Below are 17,362 nucleotides of genomic sequence, written 5' to 3' on the forward strand. Positions count from 1 at the left end.
TCAGGCCACCTCGACGTAGAACTCGTACTCGTCGCCCGATTCGTCGACAGCGAGCAGCTCGTTGTCGGTCTCGTCGACCCACTCCGAGACGTCGGTCAGCGACTGGTCGTTGTCGCTCAAAAGCCGGATCACGTCGCCGGACTCCGCGCCCCGGACCCGGCTGATGAGATCCATGAGCGGCCCCGGACAGGCCGCGCCTCGGGCGTCGACGGTGTCGGTGGGTTCGATATCGGTAGTAGGCATGGGTACAGTCGGACCTTCGTGCTCCACGGATATAGTATTGTATAGTCGTTCCAAAATAAGAATAATTGCGGACGCCGACACGCGGGTCGGACCGGTCGAACGAACGGTGGGGCGGAATCAGTCGAGCGCGGCGAGCGCTTCCGCGGCCTCGCGGGCCGCCCGCAGGTGGTCGCGTGCGCGTCGCGGGTCGTCCGTGGCCTCGGCCTCGCGGGCGAACCGCACGAGCGTCCCGGTGAGCGACTCGCGCGCCTCGTCGACCGTTCCGGCTCCGCCGCTCTCGGACCGCTCGGCCGCTCGGTCGCCCTCCGCTCGCCTCGGGGACGGCTCCTTCCCACTCCCGGACGCGCCGCCGCTGTCGCGCGCCCGAGACGCCTCGGACGGATCGCCGCTCCGTCCCCTCGCGGCTTCGTTCGCTCGCGTCCCCGTCCGTGGCTCGGTGCCGATCGGCGGTGCGGTCGCGTCGACGCCGCCCGAAGCGGTCTCTCCGTTCGCTGGCGTCTCCGGTGTCGTCTCCGCGACGTCCGCGCGGGGCGTGTCCGCCGGTTCGGTCCCCGTGGTCTCCGGTGACGACGGGACATCTGTGTCCGCGGTCGTCCTCGCGTCGCTCTCCGTGTCTCTCTCCGTGTCGCCCCGATCGCCCGCCTGACACGTCGGACAGAACTCCCGACCGTCGTGTCTGAAGATGGGGTCGCCGCACTCGTCGCAGTGGCGGTTCGTCATCGTCGCGCCTTGCAAGAGCAACTCCGACATCCGCTGGGTGTGCTCGCGCTTCTCGTCGTCTCTCGCGAACTTCTCGCGGAGCTTCTCTCGTTCGGCCTCCTTGTCGAACCCGTCGCTCATGTCCGAACGGACGTGGCTCACGAGCAAAAGTTCCGTGGGCTCGGGATGGCCGACTCCGGCAGCTCGGCTACTCCTCGGTCTTCGTCCGAGTGCGGTCCGGGTCGAGTTCCCCGCGGTGGATCTTCGTGCCGTCCTGGGCCACTTGCCGCCCGAGCACGGCGCACTTCACGCGCATCGGCGAGATGTCGACCCCGAGCATCTCGGTGATATCGTCGGTGTCGAGCGCGTCCAGTTCCTCCACCGACATGCCGTGGAGCCGCTCGGAGAGCATGCTCGCGGAGGCCATCGAGATGGCGCAGCCGTCGCCGGTGAACCGCACCGCCTCGATCGCCTCGCCCGCGTCGTCGAGGTCGATCTCCATCCGGATCGTGTCGCCACACGAGGGGTTCTCGCCGACGTGTGTCACGTCCGGATCCTCAAGTTCCCCGTAGTTGCGCGGGTTTTTGTAGTGATCGAGGATCTGCTGTCGGTACATGTCCGAGCCCAGTCCCATATCGGTCACGAGTACGCCGGTGTGAGCCAAAAGGGTTCCGTCGGGCGCGGGAGGACCGGCGTGAGACTGCGACGAGCCGACTACTCCTCCGACGACGGCGGTCCTGCAGACGGCCCCCGTGGCGGAGCGGACGATCCCGGCCCCGCCGTGGTCTCCGTATCTGAGGGTCGCGCCTCGGCGACGAGCTCTCGGAGCCGGTCGAGGATGCGGTCGTACTGGCCGCGTTCCGGTCGCTTCGAGAAGTAGCCGTCCGCGCCGGCCGCGAGCGCCCGCGCTCCCGTTTCGACCTCCCGACACGTGGTGTGGAACACGACCGGTGCGTCGACGCCTCGGTCCCGGAGTCGCTCGACCAGATCGACGCCGGAGGCGTCCGGAAGTCGCTGCTCGGTCACGACACAGTCGACATCGTCGGCCGCGTCGAGCGCCGGTCTCATCCCGTCGACCGACCGGACCGTGAACCCCTCGGTGAACCGCTCCGCGAACGTCTCGAACAGCTCCGCGGAGCGCGCGTCCGGCTCGACGTGAAGCAGGACGACGGGACCGGTCCCTTCGGTCGGGTCGTCGGCGGCCGTGTGCGTATCCGGTCGGGCAGCGGCTGCGGTGGGTGACGGCGTAGAATTAGTCATGATATGGTGATCTCGGTATGACGCCCTCGGGCGACGGGGCGGACCTCGTCGCGCTCCCGCCCTCGCCGAGCACCGCGAACGACACTCGCCGGAAGCCGTCGGCTGGAGCGTCCGGAGACCGGTCGTTGTCCGCCGTTCCGATCGGCGTCATCGTGGCTCACCAGACGCGCGCCGCACGGGTATACGGTGGAGATACTCACCCCGGATTAATCCGGATTAAGCGCGTTTAACCGTCTGAGTGCGGGCGAAGAGCGGCCTGAGAGGAGGTGGATCGACGAAGGTGAGGTGTCAGGCGAACAGGTCTCGCGCCTCACCGACGGCGTCGACCAAGGCGTCGACTTCCTCGACGGTGTTGTAGACGTAGAAAGACGCGCGCGCCGAGGCGGAGATTCCGAGCTTGTCGTGGAGCGGCTGTGTGCAGTGGTCGCCGGCGCGGATCGCGACGCCGTAGTCGTTCAGGATGCTGGAGAGGTCGTGGGCGTGGACGCCCTCCACGTTGAACGAGACGAGTCCGCCGCGGTCGTCGCCGGGGGGGCCGTAGATCTCGACGCCGCCGAGCGCGGACAGCTCGTCGTAGGCGTACTCGGCGAGCAGGTTCTCGTGAGCTTCGATCCGCTCCATCCCGATCTCCTCTAGGTAGTCGACCGCGGCCGCGAAGGCGATCCCCTGTGCGATCGAGGGCGTGCCAGCCTCGAACTTCCACGGGAGGTCCTCCCAGGTTGACTCCTCGAAGGAGACGCGCCGGATCATGTCGCCGCCGTAGAGGTACGGCTGCATGGAGTCGAGCAGTTCCTCGCGGCCGTACAGTGCGCCGATCCCGGTCGGTCCGCACATCTTGTGCCCGGAGAAGGCGAAGAAATCGACGCCGAGGTCGGTCACGTCGACCGGGCGGTTCGGGACCGACTGCGCGCCGTCGGCGAAGATCAGCGCGTCGCGGTCGTGCGCGAGGTCGGCCAGTTCGCGGATCGGATTGATCGTCCCGAGCGCGTTCGAGACGTGGACGACGGAGACCATCTCGGTGTCGTCGTCGATCAGCTCCGCGGCGTGGTCCATGTCGAGTCTGCCCTCGTCCGTGACCTCGATGAACCGGACGTCCGCGCCGGTCCGCTTGCCGATCTGCTGCCACGTCACGAGCGACGAGTGGTGTTCCATCTCGGTGAGAACAACGTTGTCGCCCGGGTCGAGCTCTTCGAGCCCCCACGCGTACGCGACGAGGTTCATCGCCTCGGTCGTGTTCTTCGTGAAGACAATCTCCTCGCGGCCCGCGGCACCGACGAAGTCGGCGACGGTGTCGTGCGCTTGTTCGTAGGCGACCGAGGCCTCCTGGCTCAGCTGGTGGATCCCGCGGTGGACGTTGGCGTTGTAGCCGCGGTAGTAGTCCGCGATCGTGTCGACGACGGGATCGGGCGTGTGCGAGGTCGCCGCGTTGTCGAGGTAGACGAGCGGCGTGTCGTCGCCGTCGCCCTCTCCGGGCGTCTCCGGATCGCCGCCGACCCGCCGATCGAGGATCGGGAAGTCGGCGCGGACCGCTTCCACGTCGAACGGGTACTGTTCCTGAACTCCCATTGTCCGATGTGGGGGCCCGAGCACTAACACACCTTCGGTCCGGTACGTGTTGCCAGTACCGCTGATCCGGACGAGCGCGTCCGTACCGGGTCCGCGACGGCGAGGTGGCTCCTCGGAACCCGTACTGCCGCTCCGCCCCGTACTGCCGCCCCGCCCCGTACCTCACGCCTCCCCAGCCTCGCGGCTCGCTCGGGACTCCCTCCGGTCGTCCGCGTCGCTCACCGCGTCCCTCGCGGACGGTCTCGCGGTCGCCGGTGGCGACCGCTCGCCGGCGCGCCACCACACGGTGCGTGACCGATGTGTGACGAGGGTCACGTCGCGGTCCGCCGTTCCGCCCGCGCGTCGGCGTCACGGCCGAACTAGTGCCCTTTTGAACGCGGGGGGCCTCCGTTCGGGTATGACCGAGACACTCAGGCTCGCCACGCGCGGATCGGACCTGGCCCTCGAACAGGCCGGGACCGTCCGCGACGCCTTGTCGAGCCGGCGGCGCGACGTGGAGATCCGGCGCGTCGAGACGCGCGGCGACCAGATCCCGGACGAACTGATCCACCGTCTCGGCAGGACGGGGGCGTTCGTCCGCGCCGTCGACGAGGAAGTGCTCGCCGGCGACGCCGACCTCGCGGTCCACTCGCTGAAGGACGTTCCGACAGAAGGGATGGACGACGTGGTGATCGCGGGCGTCCCCGAGCGCGCCCCGGCCGGAGACGTGCTCGTCCACCCCGACGGACTCGGCGTCGAGGACCTCCCGTCCGGAGCCGTCGTCGGCACGGGATCGCTCCGGCGGACCGCCCAGCTCAAGGCCGCACGGCCGGACCTCGTCGTCGAGCCGCTCCGCGGCAACGTCGACACCCGGATCGAGAAGCTGCTCGCGCCCCGGCTGCAGGCGGAACACGAGCGTCGACTGATAGCCTCCGGCGAGGCGCGCGCGCTGACTGCCGAAACGGGGGGAGATAACGCTTCCGGCGAGGGAACGTCCGAGCCGGACGAGCCGAACTGGGACGCTCTCGACGACGACGCGGGAGACGGCGGCGCGGGCGAGAGCGAGGGGGACGCAGACGGCTCCGACGAGGAGTTCGAACGCCCCGTCGAGGAGTGGTTCGACTCCCTCTCAGAGTTGGAACGCTCGGCGATGGAGCGCGATGTCGAGACCGAGTACGACGCGGTCGTCCTCGCCGAGGCGGGGCTCCGCCGCTCCGGGCTGTTTCACGAGGTCGAGACCACGCGGCTCCCCCGCGAGGAGTTCGTCCCCGCCGCCGGACAGGGCGCGATCGCCGTCACCGCGACCGATTCCGACGTGGTCGAGACGGTTCGGTCCGCGATCGACCACCCGCGCACGCGGGTCGCGGTCACCGTCGAGCGGACGATCCTCGGCGAACTCAACGGCGGCTGCGTCGCGCCGATCGGCGTCTCGGCGCTCGTGCAGGGCGAACACGTCCACACGCGGGTCCGCGTGCTCTCGACGGACGGGACCGAGGAGGTGGCCGACACACGCGACCTGCCGATCCGCTCGCACGCGAAGGCCGCCGAGTCGTTCGCGGCGGACTTGGCGGACCGCGGGGCGGCCGACCTGATCGCGGCGGCGCGCGAGGAGGCGGAGGCGGACGAGGAGACCCTGGCGGAGGCGGACGATGAGTGACGAGTTGGCCCCCGGCACCGTCTACCTCGTCGGCTCCGGGCCGGGCGATCCCGACCTGCTGACGGTGAAGGCGGCGCGGCTGATCGAGTCGGCCGACGTGGTCCTTCACGACAAGCTTCCCGGCCCGGAGATTCTGGGCGAGATTCCGGAGGAGAAACGAGAGGACGTCGGCAAGCGCGCCGGCGGCGAGTGGACCCCGCAGGAGTACACCAACCGCCGGCTGGTCGAACTGGCCCGCGAGGGGAAGTCCGTCGTCCGCCTCAAGGGCGGCGACCCGTTCGTCTTCGGCCGCGGCGGCGAGGAGGCGGAACACCTCGCCGACGCCGGCGTCCCCTTCGAGGTCGTCCCGGGAGTGACCTCCGCCATCGCCGGACCCGCGGTCGCCGGGATACCGGTCACACACCGGGATCACGCCTCTTCCGTCTCCTTTGTCACCGGCCATGAAGACCCGACGAAGGACGAGTCCGCCGTCGACTGGGACGCGCTCGCGGCGACCGGCGGCACCATCGTCGTGTTGATGGGCGTCGGCAAGCTCCCGGGGTACACCGCGGCGCTGCGCGAGGCCGGGCTCGGCGGCGACACCCCCGTCGCGCTGGTCGAGCGCGCGACGTGGCCGGAGATGCGCGTGGCGACGGGCACGCTCGACTCGATCGTCGAGGTCCGCGACGAGGCCGGGATCGAGCCGCCCGCGATCACCGTGATCGGCGACGTTGCGGCGACTCGCGACCGGGTGGTCGCGTTCCTGCAGAACGAACTCGACGAGCCCGCCGGGGGTGACGCCGCGTGAGCGACGGCGACACCTCCGACACGCCCGGGGACGGCGACGACGCACCCGAGGTCGGCGACGCTCCCCGCCCACGCGTCGCCGTCTTCCGCCCGGCCGACGAGCGGATCGACGACGCCGCCGCGCTGCTGGAGTCGCTCGGCGCAGAGCCTGTCGCGGACCCGATGCTCGCCGTCGAGCCGACCGGCGCGGTCCCCCGCGAGGCCCCGTTCGTCGTCCTCACGAGCAAGACCGGCGTCGAACTCGCGGCCGAGGCGGGCTGGGATCCCGGCGACGCGACGCTGGCGGTGATCGGTCCCGCGACCGCCGACGCGGCTCGCGAGGCCGGGTGGACAGTCGACGTCGTCCCCGACGAGTACACGTCGGCGGGGCTCGTCGCGGCGCTCGCCGACCGCGTGGCGGGCGAGCGCGTCGAGGTCGCGCGTTCGGACCACGGTAGCGACGTGCTCTTGGACGGGCTCCGCGAGGCGGGCGCGGAGCCGACCGAGACGGTTCTGTACCGCCTGACGCGCCCGTCGGAAGCCGGTGAGTCGGCCGAACTGGCCGCCGCCGGCGAGCTCGACGCCGCGGCGTTCACCTCGTCGCTCACGGTCGAGCACTTCCTCGACGCGGCCGCGGAGCGGGGCGTTCGTGACGCGGTCATCGGGGGACTCGACTCGGCGATCGTCGGTGCCATCGGCGCGCCGACCGCGGAGACGGCGGCCGACCGCGGGATCGACGTCGACGTCGTCCCCGATGACGCCGAGTTCGACGCGCTCGCGACCGCCGTCGTCGACGCGGCGACCGAGTGAACGGACGGGCTACCGGTCACGTCGCCGACCGCGACCAGACCCCTGCCCCCTCTAGCTCTCAGAGTGGATACCAGCTTGGGGAGAGTCTGCCACGGGGCTCAAGTGGATGACTGCGGGCCCTGAGTCCCGGGTGCGCCGGTTCGGCTCGCAGAACGTTTCTTCTAATATCGATATTGATAATGTGTTCCGCGGATTTATCATCCGGTAGGAAAAAGGGCGGACATGGAACCGAGCGAGCGCTGGGCGCTGCGGGTCGACGACGAAGTGATCGTCGTCGAATTCCCGCACGGGACCGGGTTGAGTCCCGACGACGCCGAGGCGCTCCTCGACCGGTGGCGGACCACCACTACCGACCGGCCGATCGACGCCGTCGTGATCGTCGTCCGAACGAGTCGTCCGTGCTCGGACGCCGGCCGGCGTGCCCTTCGAGAGTCCGCGCAGATCGCGGTCGCTCGCGGCGTGGAGCGGTTCGCCGTCGTCGGCGAGCGCTCGAAGCGCCGGTACCTCAAACGGACGATCGACATCGACGGGGTCGACGTCGAGGCGTTCAACGACACCGCCGCCGCCCGCGGGTGGGCGGAGAGTCCCTCTGCGGCCGCGCCGTCGGTCGACACGTCCACGTAGGCGATTTCTGTGGTCCGGCGTCGTTTCTCGACGCGTTTCCCGACGACCGACTCGAACGTGTCGGGACGGTGACCGTGGTCTCGCTCCGGCTCCCTCCGTCATACTCCCAGTGGCCGCTTCGGCGACTCACCGCGAGGCCGTGTCGATACCGGCCGTCTCGACCACCCGCTTCGCGTGGCGGGTCGCGCGCTCTCTGACGGCCTCGGCGTCGGTCCCGACGTGTTCGCCGTCGGCGTACCGCACCTCGCCGTCGACCATCGTGAACGTCACGTCGTCGCCGTGCGCGGCGTACACGAGGTGCGAGAGCGGGTCGTGGATCGGCGTGGCGCGCGTCCGGTCGGTGGTGAGCCCGATCACGTCCGCGCGCATCCCCTCCCGCAGCGTCCCGAGCCGATCGAATCCGGCGGCACGGGCACCGTTCGTCGTCGCCATCTCCAGTGCCGTCACGGCCGGGAGCCGAGTCGGGTCGCGAGCGTCCACCTTCCCGAGGAGGCTCGCCTGCCGCATCTCGGTGAAGGGGTCGAGCGTGTTGTTACAGGGCGGTCCGTCGTTGCCGAGCGCGACCGTGATCCCGCGGTCGAGATAGTCCTGCACCGGAGCGATTCCCGAGGCGAGTTTCATGTTCGACGAGGGGCAGTGCGTGACGACCGTGTCGGTCTCGGCGAGCACCTCGCGCTCCCGTTCGTCCGTGTGGACGCAGTGTGCGAGCGTCACGTCCGGTCCCGTCAGTCCCACCTCATCGAGCCAGAGGAGGTTCCGTTTCCCGGTGTCCGCCTCGACCGCCTCGATCTCGTCTTCGTTCTCGCTCGCGTGGGTGTGGATCGTCACTCCTTCGTGGCGGTCCGCGAGGGCGCGACAGCCGCGGAGACAGGCCTCAGAACAGGTGATAGCGAACCGCGGCGTGACGGCGTATCGGATCCGACCGTCGGCCGCGCCGTGGTACTCGCGGACGAGCGATTCGCTCTCCGCGAGCGCCGTCTCCGTGTCTTCGAGGAGCCCGTCGGGCGAGTCGCGGTCCATGAGCACCTTCCCGAGACGTGCACGGATCCCCGTCTCGATCGCGGCCTCGAACGCCTCCGCGGCGTGGTGCACGGAGAGGTGGTCGACCACCGTCGTCGTTCCCGACTCCAGACACTCCAAGTAGCCGAGCTCGGCGGCCGCGCGCGTCGCCTCGGCGTCCATCGCGGCCTCCATCGGGAGGACGGCGTCGAACAGCCAGTCCAAGAGCGCGGCGTCGTCGGCGATCCCCCGTCCGAGCGACTGCACCGAGTGCACGTGGCCGCCGATCAGTCCCGGCGCGACCATGTCGCACTCGCGGCGGTCGTGGTCGGGGTATCGGTCACGGAGGGTCGTCGCGTCGCCGACGGCGGCGATCGTCCGCCCGTCGACGACGACTGCGCCGTCGGTCACGACGGTCTCCGGATCGACGACGACGGTCCCGGAAATCAACATGTCCGGCCGTTTCTGGTGGCCAACACAGATGAGTCTGTTCGTTCGCGGTGCCAGCGTCAGTCGCGCGTGCCGGCGTGCGGTCGAACCGCTCGCACGATCTCGTCGACGTCGTAGGTGTCCTCGGCGACGTCGAAGACGACCTCACCGTCGGCGCGGACGACGAACACCCCGTCGTCGCCGGTCACCAGCGCGACCTCGTCGATCGACTCGCCGAACTGCCGGAGCACCGCCTCGGCGACGTCTCTGGCGCGGTTCAACATCCCGCAGGGAACGCAGTACTCGATCTCGACGCGGGTCATGGGGCCGCGTTGGACCCCGAGCGGATTAAACGCGCGGTGTATGGCCACCGGATCCGTCGCCGATCACGGGCGAGTCAGACCAGCAGCGCGTCGAACACGACGGCGAACAACAGCAGCCCGAGGTAGGCGTTCGAGGCGTGGAACGCGCGGAACGCCGCGGCCTCCGTCTGTTCGTAGTGCAGCCGAACGACGGTCCAGAGGAACACCGCACCGAGCGCGACGCCCACGGCGGCGTACAACACGCCGAGCGGATCGGCGGCCGCCGCGAGCGCGACCGCGGCGACGAGCGTCGCGCCGAGGTACCAGACGATGTGCCGTCGGGTCGCCGTCTCGCCCCGAACGACCGGCATCATCGGGAACCCGCCGCGTTCGTAGTCGTCTTTGTACGCCAACGCGAGGTTGTAGAAGTGCGCGGGGGTCCACAGGAAGATGACGAGCGCGAGCAGCAGCCCGCCGCCGCCGACCGTCCCGGTCACCGCAGCCCAGCCGATGAGCGCCGGCAGCGCCCCGGCGGCCCCGCCGATGACGGTGTTTTGGACGGTGTTCGGCTTGAGGACGAGCGTGTAGACGACGCTGTAGAACACGATGGCGACCAGCCCGAGCGCGGCGGTGAGCGGGTTCACGCTCCAGAACAGCCCGAGCGAGACGACCGTGAGCAGCCCGCCGAACGCGAGCGCGTTCGGCACGGGAACGAGGTCGGTCGCGAGCGGGCGGTCGCTGGTCCGCTGCATCCGCTTGTCCACGTCGCGTTCGAGGACGTGGTTGAACGTCCCCGACGCGCCGATCGAGAGCGCGCCGCCCGCGAGCGTCGCGCCGACGGCGTACGGAGTGAACCCCGACCCGCCCGCGAGCGCCATCGCGGCGGCCGCGACCAGACAGAGGAGCCACATCAGCCGGGGCTTCATGAGTCGGAAGTAGGCGGCCGCGGTCGCTCGCAGCCGCGGCAGCGTGGCCGTCGGTATCTCCGGCTCCGGCGCGTCCTCCACCGGCGGGAGGTCGTCCGTTCCCAGATCGAAGTCGACGGGGGCGTCGTCATCACCCGTTTCCGCCTCTAGCCACCACGCGAGCCCGGCGAGAACCGCACCGAATATGATCACGCCAAAGAGCAGGTGGAGCGGGCCGAGGGCGGCCGGAAGCGCGCCGGTGGCGACGAGCGCGCCGACGGCCGCCTGTACGGGGTACAAAAGCAGTGCGCCGGCGAGGGCGGCACGGATCCGACGGCTCACGCCCGTCCGCCACGCTAGGCCGGCCGACGTCACGACGAGGACGCCGACGACGGCCGCGATCAGGCGGTGCCCGAGCGCGATCCACCCGCCCGGAGACGCGGGGAGTCCGGTCCCGTCGCCGCAGGCGGGCCAGCCCCCGCAGGCCGCCGCGGCCTCGGTGAGCGACGTGGTCGCACCGACGACGAGCAGGAGGTACACGCCCATCGCCGTCGCGGCGAGGACCGCGGGGAATCGGTCGGGTATCGTCACGGAACAGGCTTAGGAACCGATCCATATATGTCCCGCGCTTCGGCGAGTCACGGGCGCTCGCCGGTCGCCGCTCCGTCACCGTCCGCGGTCCGCCGTCGCAGGATGCGGTCGACGATGTCGCCGCTCGATAACACCTCGCCGTCGTACCGAGGCTCCCGGCTGGTGGCGCGCTCGACACGACAGTCGATCCCGCGGTCGGCGAGCGCGCCGGCGATGTCGGCCTCGTCGTGGTGCTGGTCGAACCCCAACACGATCACGTCCGGGTCGAGTCGCTCGATCGGGACGAACACGTCCTCGGGGTCGCCGAGGTGCGCCTCGTCGACCGCGTCGAGCGCGTCGACCATGTCGCGCCGCTGTCGGGCACACAGGATCGGGTCCGGCTTGTGGGTGACGTTCGTCTGTCGCGCGACGATCACGTGCAGCTCGTCGCCGTGAGTCGCCGCGTCTTCGAGGTAGTGGACGTGGCCCGGATGCAACAGGTCGAACGTCCCCTGCGCGACGACCCGCGTCATCGAAACCACGAGAGGAACCCGCGGTCGTCTCGCCGCTCGTCGCCGAGTTCGCGGTCGATGTCCTCCTGTGTGAAATCGAAGAAGTGCTCGTCCGGCACCTCGACGTCGAGGACGTCGAGCGTCGTCTGTCGGCCCTCGTTGTCGAACGCCTTCCAGTCGCCCCAGCCGTAGGGCGCGCCGACGATGATGTGGACGCGCCCCTGTCCGAACGTCGCGAGGTCGGCGTCGCTCGGACGAAGCGCTCCGTTCGGATGCGAGTGGACCGAGCCGACGGCGCGCATGTCGTTCGGCTTCATGTGGGTACGAACGCTCGCGCTCGTCGGGTTCGACTCCGTGCCGGGGATGACGAGCACGTCGGTTATCACCTGCCCGTCACGGTCGACGTCGAGCTTGCGAGCGTCGTCCGCGCGGAGGAACCCCATGTACTCGTTGGGGTGGCTCTCCTCGCTCGCCTCGAGGATGAACTCCAACGCCTCTCGGGCGATCCCGAGGAGTTCGTCCGAGCGGAACAGTCGCATACCAGAACGCAGTCGCCGTCGCCTCATAGGGATTCCGGACCGCCGACCGCGGCGACGACGGGACCGGTGGCGGGGTCGCTCCCGCCGCGCAGACGCGAGAGAACAAGCTTAACCCCGGCCGTTCCCGATTGACGCGCATGAGCGAGAACACCGCCGGGAATTCCGGCACGCGAGGCGATTCGAGCCTCGAACCTGACGCCGAGACGGCAGAAGGGGCGGCCGACACTCGGCCGGTCGTCTACGACTTGGCACCCGACTGTACGCTCGAAGACGCGGAGGTCGACGCGCTGTACCACGCGGAAGTCAACGGCGTCGTCGACTACGGCGTCTTCGTCGACGTCTCGGACGCCGTGAGCGGCCTCGTCCACGAATCGAACCTCGACGACGACTACGCCGTCGGCGACCGGCTCGTCGTCCGGCTGACCGAGGTGAAGCCGAACGGCGACGTCGCGTTCGACGACGCGCACCTCGACGACTACCGGACCGAGACGGTCTCACACGAGCCTTCGGTCTCACGCGTTCACGGGCTTTCGCCGGGCGACGAGGTCACCGTCGAGGGGGAGGTCGTACAGGCCAAACAGACCGGCGGTCCGACCATCTTCGCCGTCGCGGACGCCACCGGCGTCCTCTCGTGTGCCGCCTTCGAGGAGGCCGGCGTTCGGGCGTACCCCGAGGTCGCCGTCGGTGACATGGTCCACGTCTCTGGCACGGTCGAAACCCGCGAAAACGCCCTTCAGCTGGAGGTAGACTCCCTGAGCCGGCTGCCGGACGACCGCGCCGCGGACGCCCGCGAGCGATTCGAGGCCGCGCTCGACGACCGCGCAGAGCCCGCCGACATCGACCCGCTCGTCGAGTGGGAGGCGTTCGAGCCGATACACGAGGACCTCCGCGAGCTGGCCCGACTGCTGCGTCGGACCGTCCTCGCCGGCCGCCCGATCCGCGTCCGGCACCACGCCGACGGAGACGGAATGTGCGCGGCGATCCCGGTCCAGCTCGCCTTGGAGGGCTTCGTCCGCGACGTCCACGAGGACCCCGACGCGGCGCGACACCTGTTCAAGCGGCTCCCGAGCAAGGCCCCGTACTACGAGATGGAGGACGTGACGCGCGACCTCAACTTCGCGCTGGAGGGGCGCGCCCGCCACGGACAGAAGCTCCCGTTCCTGCTCATGCTCGACAACGGGTCGACGGAGGAGGACGTGCCAGCCTACGAGAACCTCACGCACTACGACATCCCCATCGCGGTCGTCGACCACCACCATCCCGATCCGGAGGCCGTCGAGCCGCTGCTCGACGCGCACGTGAACCCGTACCTCCACGACGAGGACTACCGGATCACGACGGGCATGATGTGCGTCGAACTCGCCCGGCTGATCGACCCGTCGATCACGGAGGAGCTTGAGCACGTCCCCGCTGTCGCCGGACTTTCCGACCGCTCGAAGGCCGAGGCGATGGACGACTACGTCGACCTCGCCGCCGAGGCCGGCTACGAGAAGTCCGACCTGCTCGACATCGGCGAGGCGCTCGATTACGCCGCCCACTGGCTGCGCTACTCCGAGGGGAAGACGCTCGTCAACGACGCCCTGAACGTCGGCTGCGAAGACGAAGCGCGCCACGAGGAGCTGGTCGAGTTCCTCGCCGAGCGCGCCGAGCGCGACGTCGACCGCCAGCTCGCCGCGCTCGACGACCACGTCGAGCACGAGCGGCTGGCCTCGGGCGCGCACCTGTACCGGATCGACCTCGACGAGTACGCCCATCGGTTCACGTACCCCGCCCCCGGGAAGACGACCGGCGAACTCCACGACACGCGCGTGAAAGAGACCGGCGACCCCGTCATCACGATCGGCTACGGGCCGGACTTCTGCGTCCTCCGCTCGGACGGGGTGCGGCTCGACATCCCGAACATGGTGACCGAGCTGAACGAGGAGCTGCCCGAGGCCGGCGTCTCCGGCGGCGGCCACCTCGTCGTCGGCTCGATCAAGTTCGTGAAGGGCCGCCGCGGTGCGGTCATCGAGACCCTCGTGGAGAAGATGGCGGACGCGGAGATCGACGAGGCGCTCTCCTCGACGGCCGCGCTCGACGACTGATCGCGGTCGGCTCGACCGCGCCGCCGGCGGTCCGCGTCCCAGTTCTCGCTCACGCGAACCGCACCTCTCTGCGGGCCGCCGCTCCCGCTCCGACGGTTGCGACGCCGAATCCCGCGAGGAGCCCGACCGGGAGGTGGACCCCGCCGCCGCGCCAGTCGGCGGCGTACGCCCGAGCGTAGAAGTCGGCGACTCCCGCGTCGTCGACGGCCAGCAGCACCTCGCGGTTCTCCGTCGCCGCGGCGTCGTTCCAGTTGAGGCTGCCGACGATCGCCGCGTCGTCGACGACGAGACCCTTCGCGTGGATCTTTCCGTACCTCCCCCGCGGCTCCGAGACGGCGACCGCGATCGGCTCGGGTTCGAGCGTCGCGACCAGCTCTCGGTTCTCCTCGCGGTCGTACCACGCACCCGAGAGGAGGAGGTGGACGTCGACGCCGCGACCGGCCGCCCGCCGGAGCGCGCGGACGATCCGGTCGTTCGGTCCGCCCGTCCGCGGGACCACGGCGAGGACCCGGTCGTCCGCGGCGTCGATCCGGGCGACGATCCGATCGGCCGCGTTGCCCGGGGCGGTGAGAAGCGTCACGTCGGCGCGGGCGGGCGCGGGCGGCTCGAACCGCGTAGGGTACGTGTCGTTCGCTCGTCCCGAGTCGTGGAACTCGGTGTCCGCCTTGAACTCCCTCCACGGGCGAGCGTCGACGGCGGCGGCGTCCGCGCGAAACAGCGCCGAGAGGTCGTCGGCCGCGGAAGTCGGACGATTCGATCCGGATCGGGTCCCAGCGTCGGCCGTCGGCTCGGCGACGACGCCCCACCCGCGGTTGGTTCGCCCGCCCGTGCCGGACGCTTTCCAGTTCTCTGTGAGCACGACCGCGCGGTCGTCGGCGACCGCGTACTTGGCGTGGTGAAAGCGGAACCGCTCCGCGTCGCCGTCGAGGATCCGGACCTCGACGCCGGCGGCGACGAGCCGGTCGACGAGGCGGGCGCTCCGTGCCGAGAAGCCGCCAACCGGCGAGCCTTCGAGCAGGACGCGGACCGCGACGCCCCGGTCGGCGGCGTCGACGAGGCTCTCCGCGACACGGTCCGATTCGAGGGTGTACCCCGCGAGCAGGAGCCGATCGTCCGCACCACGCAGGGCGCTCACGGGGAGGTCCGAGCTGTCCGGGAGGACGAACGGAGTCACGCTCGCGTCACCGATCCGGACCGGGGCCCTGGGGTCGTACCCGCGGGGACGCCACTCGCCCCAGTCCGCTCGCCAGCGGTGTCCGTCGCTGACGCGGCCGTACTCGACGACGTCGACGGGAACGCCGTTGTGCCGGAGTTCGATCCTGTCACCGGACGCAGACAGCGGAAAGTACCCGTCGAGTCGGTGGAGGTCGACCGGTCCCCGGTCGGCGGCCGCCGGGCCGTCGGTCAGGAACCGGGCGCTCCGTTCGGGGTCCGCGGACAGCGCGACGGTCCCGCTCGCGTTCGACGGGACCGACGCCTCGTGGTGACCGTCCGAGAGCGACCAGTTCCCCCGCGACGGGAGGGCGACGACGAGGTACTCGCCGCGGTCTCGGTCGGTCGTCGGATTCGGGTACAGCTCGACGATCGCCGGCGCTGCCGGACGCGCGGACGCGTTGTGTGTCGCGGCGTCGCCGGCGTCTGCGGTTCCGCCTGCGGTCGGTTCGCCGACCGCGGTCGCGGCGACCGACGGGACACCGGAGACAGCGACGCAGACGAGAAGCGCGAGCACGACGAGGGGCGGGTATCGCCCGGCGACGCTCGGACCGATCGGCGGGTGGGAGCGCACGTCGTCGGTTCCCGCGGCATCAGATAAAAGACGGAGGGGACGGAACGTCCGGCGTTACGCGGCCGCGGCCGCCGCGTCGAGCGAGCGTTGGGCCTTCTCGCCCTCCGTCGAGACGACGAACGAGTGTTCGTCCGCGTGGTCGGCGACCGCTTCGAGCGCCTCTCGGGTCCCGATCTGTCGGAGCGCCCAGCCGGCGGCGGCGCGGAGGTCGTCGCCCCGCTCCTCGGCCGCGAGCACGTCCGCGAGGGGATCGACGGCGCGGGTGTCGCCGATGAGACCCAGCGCTCTGGCGGCGAGCGGTTGGACGAGGTCGTCCGTGTCGCTGTCGGTCGAGAGTCGATCCGCGAGCGGCTGGACGGCCTCGGAAGCGCCGATCTCGCCGAGCGCCTTGAACGCCGCCTTCTGCAGCTGCGGGTTCGAGTCTTCGGGGACGAACTCGACGAGCGTCTCCGTCGCCTCCGTCGCGGCCATCTTCCCGAGGATGCGGATGGCGAACTGGTCGCGCTTCTCCGCGCGGCCGAGCAGCTCTTCGAGGGAGGCCTCCGTCTTCCCGCGCTTCCCCATCCGTTTGAGCGCTTCGAGGCAGTGGCGCTCCATGAACTCCGAGGCGAGCGAGTCGAGCGCGAGCAGGATCATGTCGACGTTGCCGCGCGTCTCGTGTTCCTTCAGCGCGGCCCACTCGACCGGGTAGTCCTTGTAGTGGCCGAGCACGTCGTAGTAGCCCTGCGCGCGGAGCTGCTCGTGGGTCTCAAGGTCGTCCCACTCTTCTGCGGCGTCGAGACCGTCGGTGAGGTCGTCGGCCGCGGCGAGCAGCGCCGAGATGGTGTCCGCGTCGTCGTCGGCGTCGAGGTCCGCGTCGGCGACCGCGTCGGCGACCGCGTCGAGCGCCGTCGCGAGCGTCTCGATCGGGACGGCGTCGGCCGGCTCCCCGGAATCTGCCGTCTCTTCTGCCCCGGTCGTCTCCTCTGACTCGGCGGCGTCGAGAACCGCGTCCGCGTCGTCGCCCTCCTCCACGTCGACCGCGTCGGCGGCGGCGTCGACGAACGCCCGAACCGCGTCGGCCGCGTCGGCGTGGCCGTCGGCGGTCCACTCGGTGTCGTCCAGCGTCGCGGCCGCCGCCTCGATCTCGTCGACGACGTCCGAGCCGTACGGGCCGCGCGCGTCCTCGACGCCCTCGCGAAGCTCCGCGATCCGCGATTCGAGGTCGCCGCGCGGATCGTCGGTGTCGTCGTCTTCGTCCGGTTCGGGAAGGTCGGCCTCCTCGACGCCCGCCTCTGCGTCGTCGAGGAGCGCGTCGACGTCGTCGAGGTCGGCCTCGGTCTCGGCCTCGTCGAGATGCGCCTCGATCTCGTCGAGGTACTCGTTCAAGGACTCCTCGGTCGGTTCGTCGGGACGCGTCGGTGCGGCGGCCTCCGTCGACTCGCCGGCGTCCGCCGCGTCCTCCGCGTCGCCCGGGGCGTCGGCCTCTCCGGAGGCGTCGGCCGGGTCGTCGTCGCCGTTGCTCATACACCACAGACTGCGCGCGTAGTCCATTAAGACGTTTCCCTTCGCGGGCGGGGGAGCCGAGCGGTCGAGCGACCCCGCCGAGGCCGACTGTGGACCGAAATACGAGTTCGGTCCGATCTCCCCCGGC

At 70.5% G+C, this 17,362-nt stretch carries 17 protein-coding genes; 5 read left to right on the plus strand and 12 right to left on the minus strand.

Going from position 1 to position 17,362, the window contains the following annotated elements; all coding sequences use genetic code 11:
- The 5 genes from NO930_RS03750 to NO930_RS03770 form a co-directional block, all read right to left on the minus strand.
- Nucleotides 1-243: a sulfurtransferase TusA family protein gene (locus tag NO930_RS03750; RefSeq protein ID WP_092562190.1), complete on the minus strand. Its 243-nt coding sequence runs from the start codon at nucleotides 241-243 to the stop codon at nucleotides 1-3.
- A 117-nt stretch (nucleotides 244-360) separates the two neighbouring features.
- Nucleotides 361-1,083, minus strand: coding sequence for an Sjogren's syndrome/scleroderma autoantigen 1 family protein (locus NO930_RS03755; protein ID WP_256402532.1), 723 nt, complete (start codon nucleotides 1,081-1,083; stop codon nucleotides 361-363).
- 67 nt (nucleotides 1,084-1,150) lie between these two features.
- Nucleotides 1,151-1,576, minus strand: coding sequence for a Fe-S cluster assembly sulfur transfer protein SufU (sufU, locus tag NO930_RS03760; RefSeq protein ID WP_137784691.1), 426 nt, complete (start codon nucleotides 1,574-1,576; stop codon nucleotides 1,151-1,153).
- An 80-nt stretch (nucleotides 1,577-1,656) separates the two neighbouring features.
- A complete protein-coding gene (locus tag NO930_RS03765) occupies nucleotides 1,657-2,202 on the minus strand; it encodes a response regulator (RefSeq protein WP_256402533.1) in 546 nt (181 codons plus the stop codon).
- A gap of 288 nt (nucleotides 2,203-2,490) precedes the next feature.
- Nucleotides 2,491-3,768, minus strand: a complete 1,278-nt coding sequence (locus tag NO930_RS03770) for an aminotransferase class V-fold PLP-dependent enzyme (RefSeq protein ID WP_256402534.1) — start codon at nucleotides 3,766-3,768, stop codon at nucleotides 2,491-2,493.
- Between the two features lie 397 nt (nucleotides 3,769-4,165).
- Between NO930_RS03770 and hemC the strand changes: the two genes are divergently transcribed.
- The 4 genes from hemC (at nucleotide 4,166) to NO930_RS03790 (ending at nucleotide 7,603) form a co-directional block, all read left to right on the plus strand.
- A complete protein-coding gene (hemC, locus tag NO930_RS03775) occupies nucleotides 4,166-5,404 on the plus strand; it encodes a hydroxymethylbilane synthase (RefSeq protein WP_256402535.1) in 1,239 nt (412 codons plus the stop codon).
- Nucleotides 5,397-6,191 (plus strand): uroporphyrinogen-III C-methyltransferase, encoded by a 795-nt coding sequence (gene cobA / locus NO930_RS03780; RefSeq protein WP_137784140.1) that lies wholly within the window; start codon nucleotides 5,397-5,399, stop codon nucleotides 6,189-6,191. Before hemC ends, cobA begins: the two co-directional genes overlap by 8 nt.
- A complete protein-coding gene (locus NO930_RS03785) occupies nucleotides 6,188-6,979 on the plus strand; it encodes a uroporphyrinogen-III synthase (RefSeq protein ID WP_256402536.1) in 792 nt (263 codons plus the stop codon). The genes cobA and NO930_RS03785 overlap by 4 nt, the downstream gene beginning before the upstream one ends.
- A 222-nt stretch (nucleotides 6,980-7,201) precedes the next feature.
- The gene (locus NO930_RS03790; protein WP_256402537.1) at nucleotides 7,202-7,603 is read left to right on the plus strand and encodes a hypothetical protein; all 402 of its coding nucleotides are present in this window, start codon (nucleotides 7,202-7,204) and stop codon (nucleotides 7,601-7,603) included.
- 126 nt (nucleotides 7,604-7,729) lie between these two features.
- Here the strand turns inward: NO930_RS03790 and NO930_RS03795 are convergent, their stop codons facing one another.
- The 5 genes from NO930_RS03795 to NO930_RS03815 all read right to left on the minus strand — a co-directional run bounded on the left by NO930_RS03795 (nucleotide 7,730) and on the right by NO930_RS03815 (nucleotide 11,859).
- Nucleotides 7,730-9,055 (minus strand): 5'-deoxyadenosine deaminase, encoded by a 1,326-nt coding sequence (locus tag NO930_RS03795; RefSeq protein ID WP_256402538.1) that lies wholly within the window; start codon nucleotides 9,053-9,055, stop codon nucleotides 7,730-7,732.
- A gap of 56 nt (nucleotides 9,056-9,111) precedes the next feature.
- Entirely contained in the window at nucleotides 9,112-9,354 is a 243-nt protein-coding gene (locus tag NO930_RS03800) for an Rdx family protein (protein WP_256402539.1), read from the minus strand.
- Nucleotides 9,355-9,428: 74 nt separating this feature from the next.
- Nucleotides 9,429-10,829, minus strand: coding sequence for a heme o synthase (locus NO930_RS03805; RefSeq protein WP_137783830.1), 1,401 nt, complete (start codon nucleotides 10,827-10,829; stop codon nucleotides 9,429-9,431).
- Between the two features lie 47 nt (nucleotides 10,830-10,876).
- Nucleotides 10,877-11,341: an FAD synthase family protein gene (locus NO930_RS03810; RefSeq protein ID WP_137783829.1), complete on the minus strand. Its 465-nt coding sequence runs from the start codon at nucleotides 11,339-11,341 to the stop codon at nucleotides 10,877-10,879.
- Complete coding sequence (locus NO930_RS03815; RefSeq protein ID WP_256402541.1) at nucleotides 11,338-11,859, minus strand: Mov34/MPN/PAD-1 family protein; 522 nt, start codon at nucleotides 11,857-11,859, stop codon at nucleotides 11,338-11,340. The genes NO930_RS03810 and NO930_RS03815 overlap by 4 nt, the downstream gene beginning before the upstream one ends.
- Before the next feature lie 137 nt (nucleotides 11,860-11,996).
- Between NO930_RS03815 and han the strand changes: the two genes are divergently transcribed.
- Nucleotides 11,997-13,943, plus strand: a complete 1,947-nt coding sequence (gene han / locus NO930_RS03820) for a Hef-associated nuclease (protein ID WP_256402542.1) — start codon at nucleotides 11,997-11,999, stop codon at nucleotides 13,941-13,943.
- Between the two features lie 49 nt (nucleotides 13,944-13,992).
- Here han and NO930_RS03825 read toward each other — a convergent pair whose 3' ends face one another.
- Entirely contained in the window at nucleotides 13,993-15,729 is a 1,737-nt protein-coding gene (locus NO930_RS03825) for a phospholipase D-like domain-containing protein (protein ID WP_256402543.1), read from the minus strand.
- Between the two features lie 54 nt (nucleotides 15,730-15,783).
- Nucleotides 15,784-17,235: a HEAT repeat domain-containing protein gene (locus tag NO930_RS03830; protein ID WP_256402544.1), complete on the minus strand. Its 1,452-nt coding sequence runs from the start codon at nucleotides 17,233-17,235 to the stop codon at nucleotides 15,784-15,786.
- Between the last annotated feature and the right edge of the window lie 127 nt (nucleotides 17,236-17,362).

The sequence above is a fragment of the Halorubrum salinum genome, assembly GCF_024494575.1.
Lineage (GTDB): Archaea > Halobacteriota > Halobacteria > Halobacteriales > Haloferacaceae > Halorubrum > Halorubrum salinum.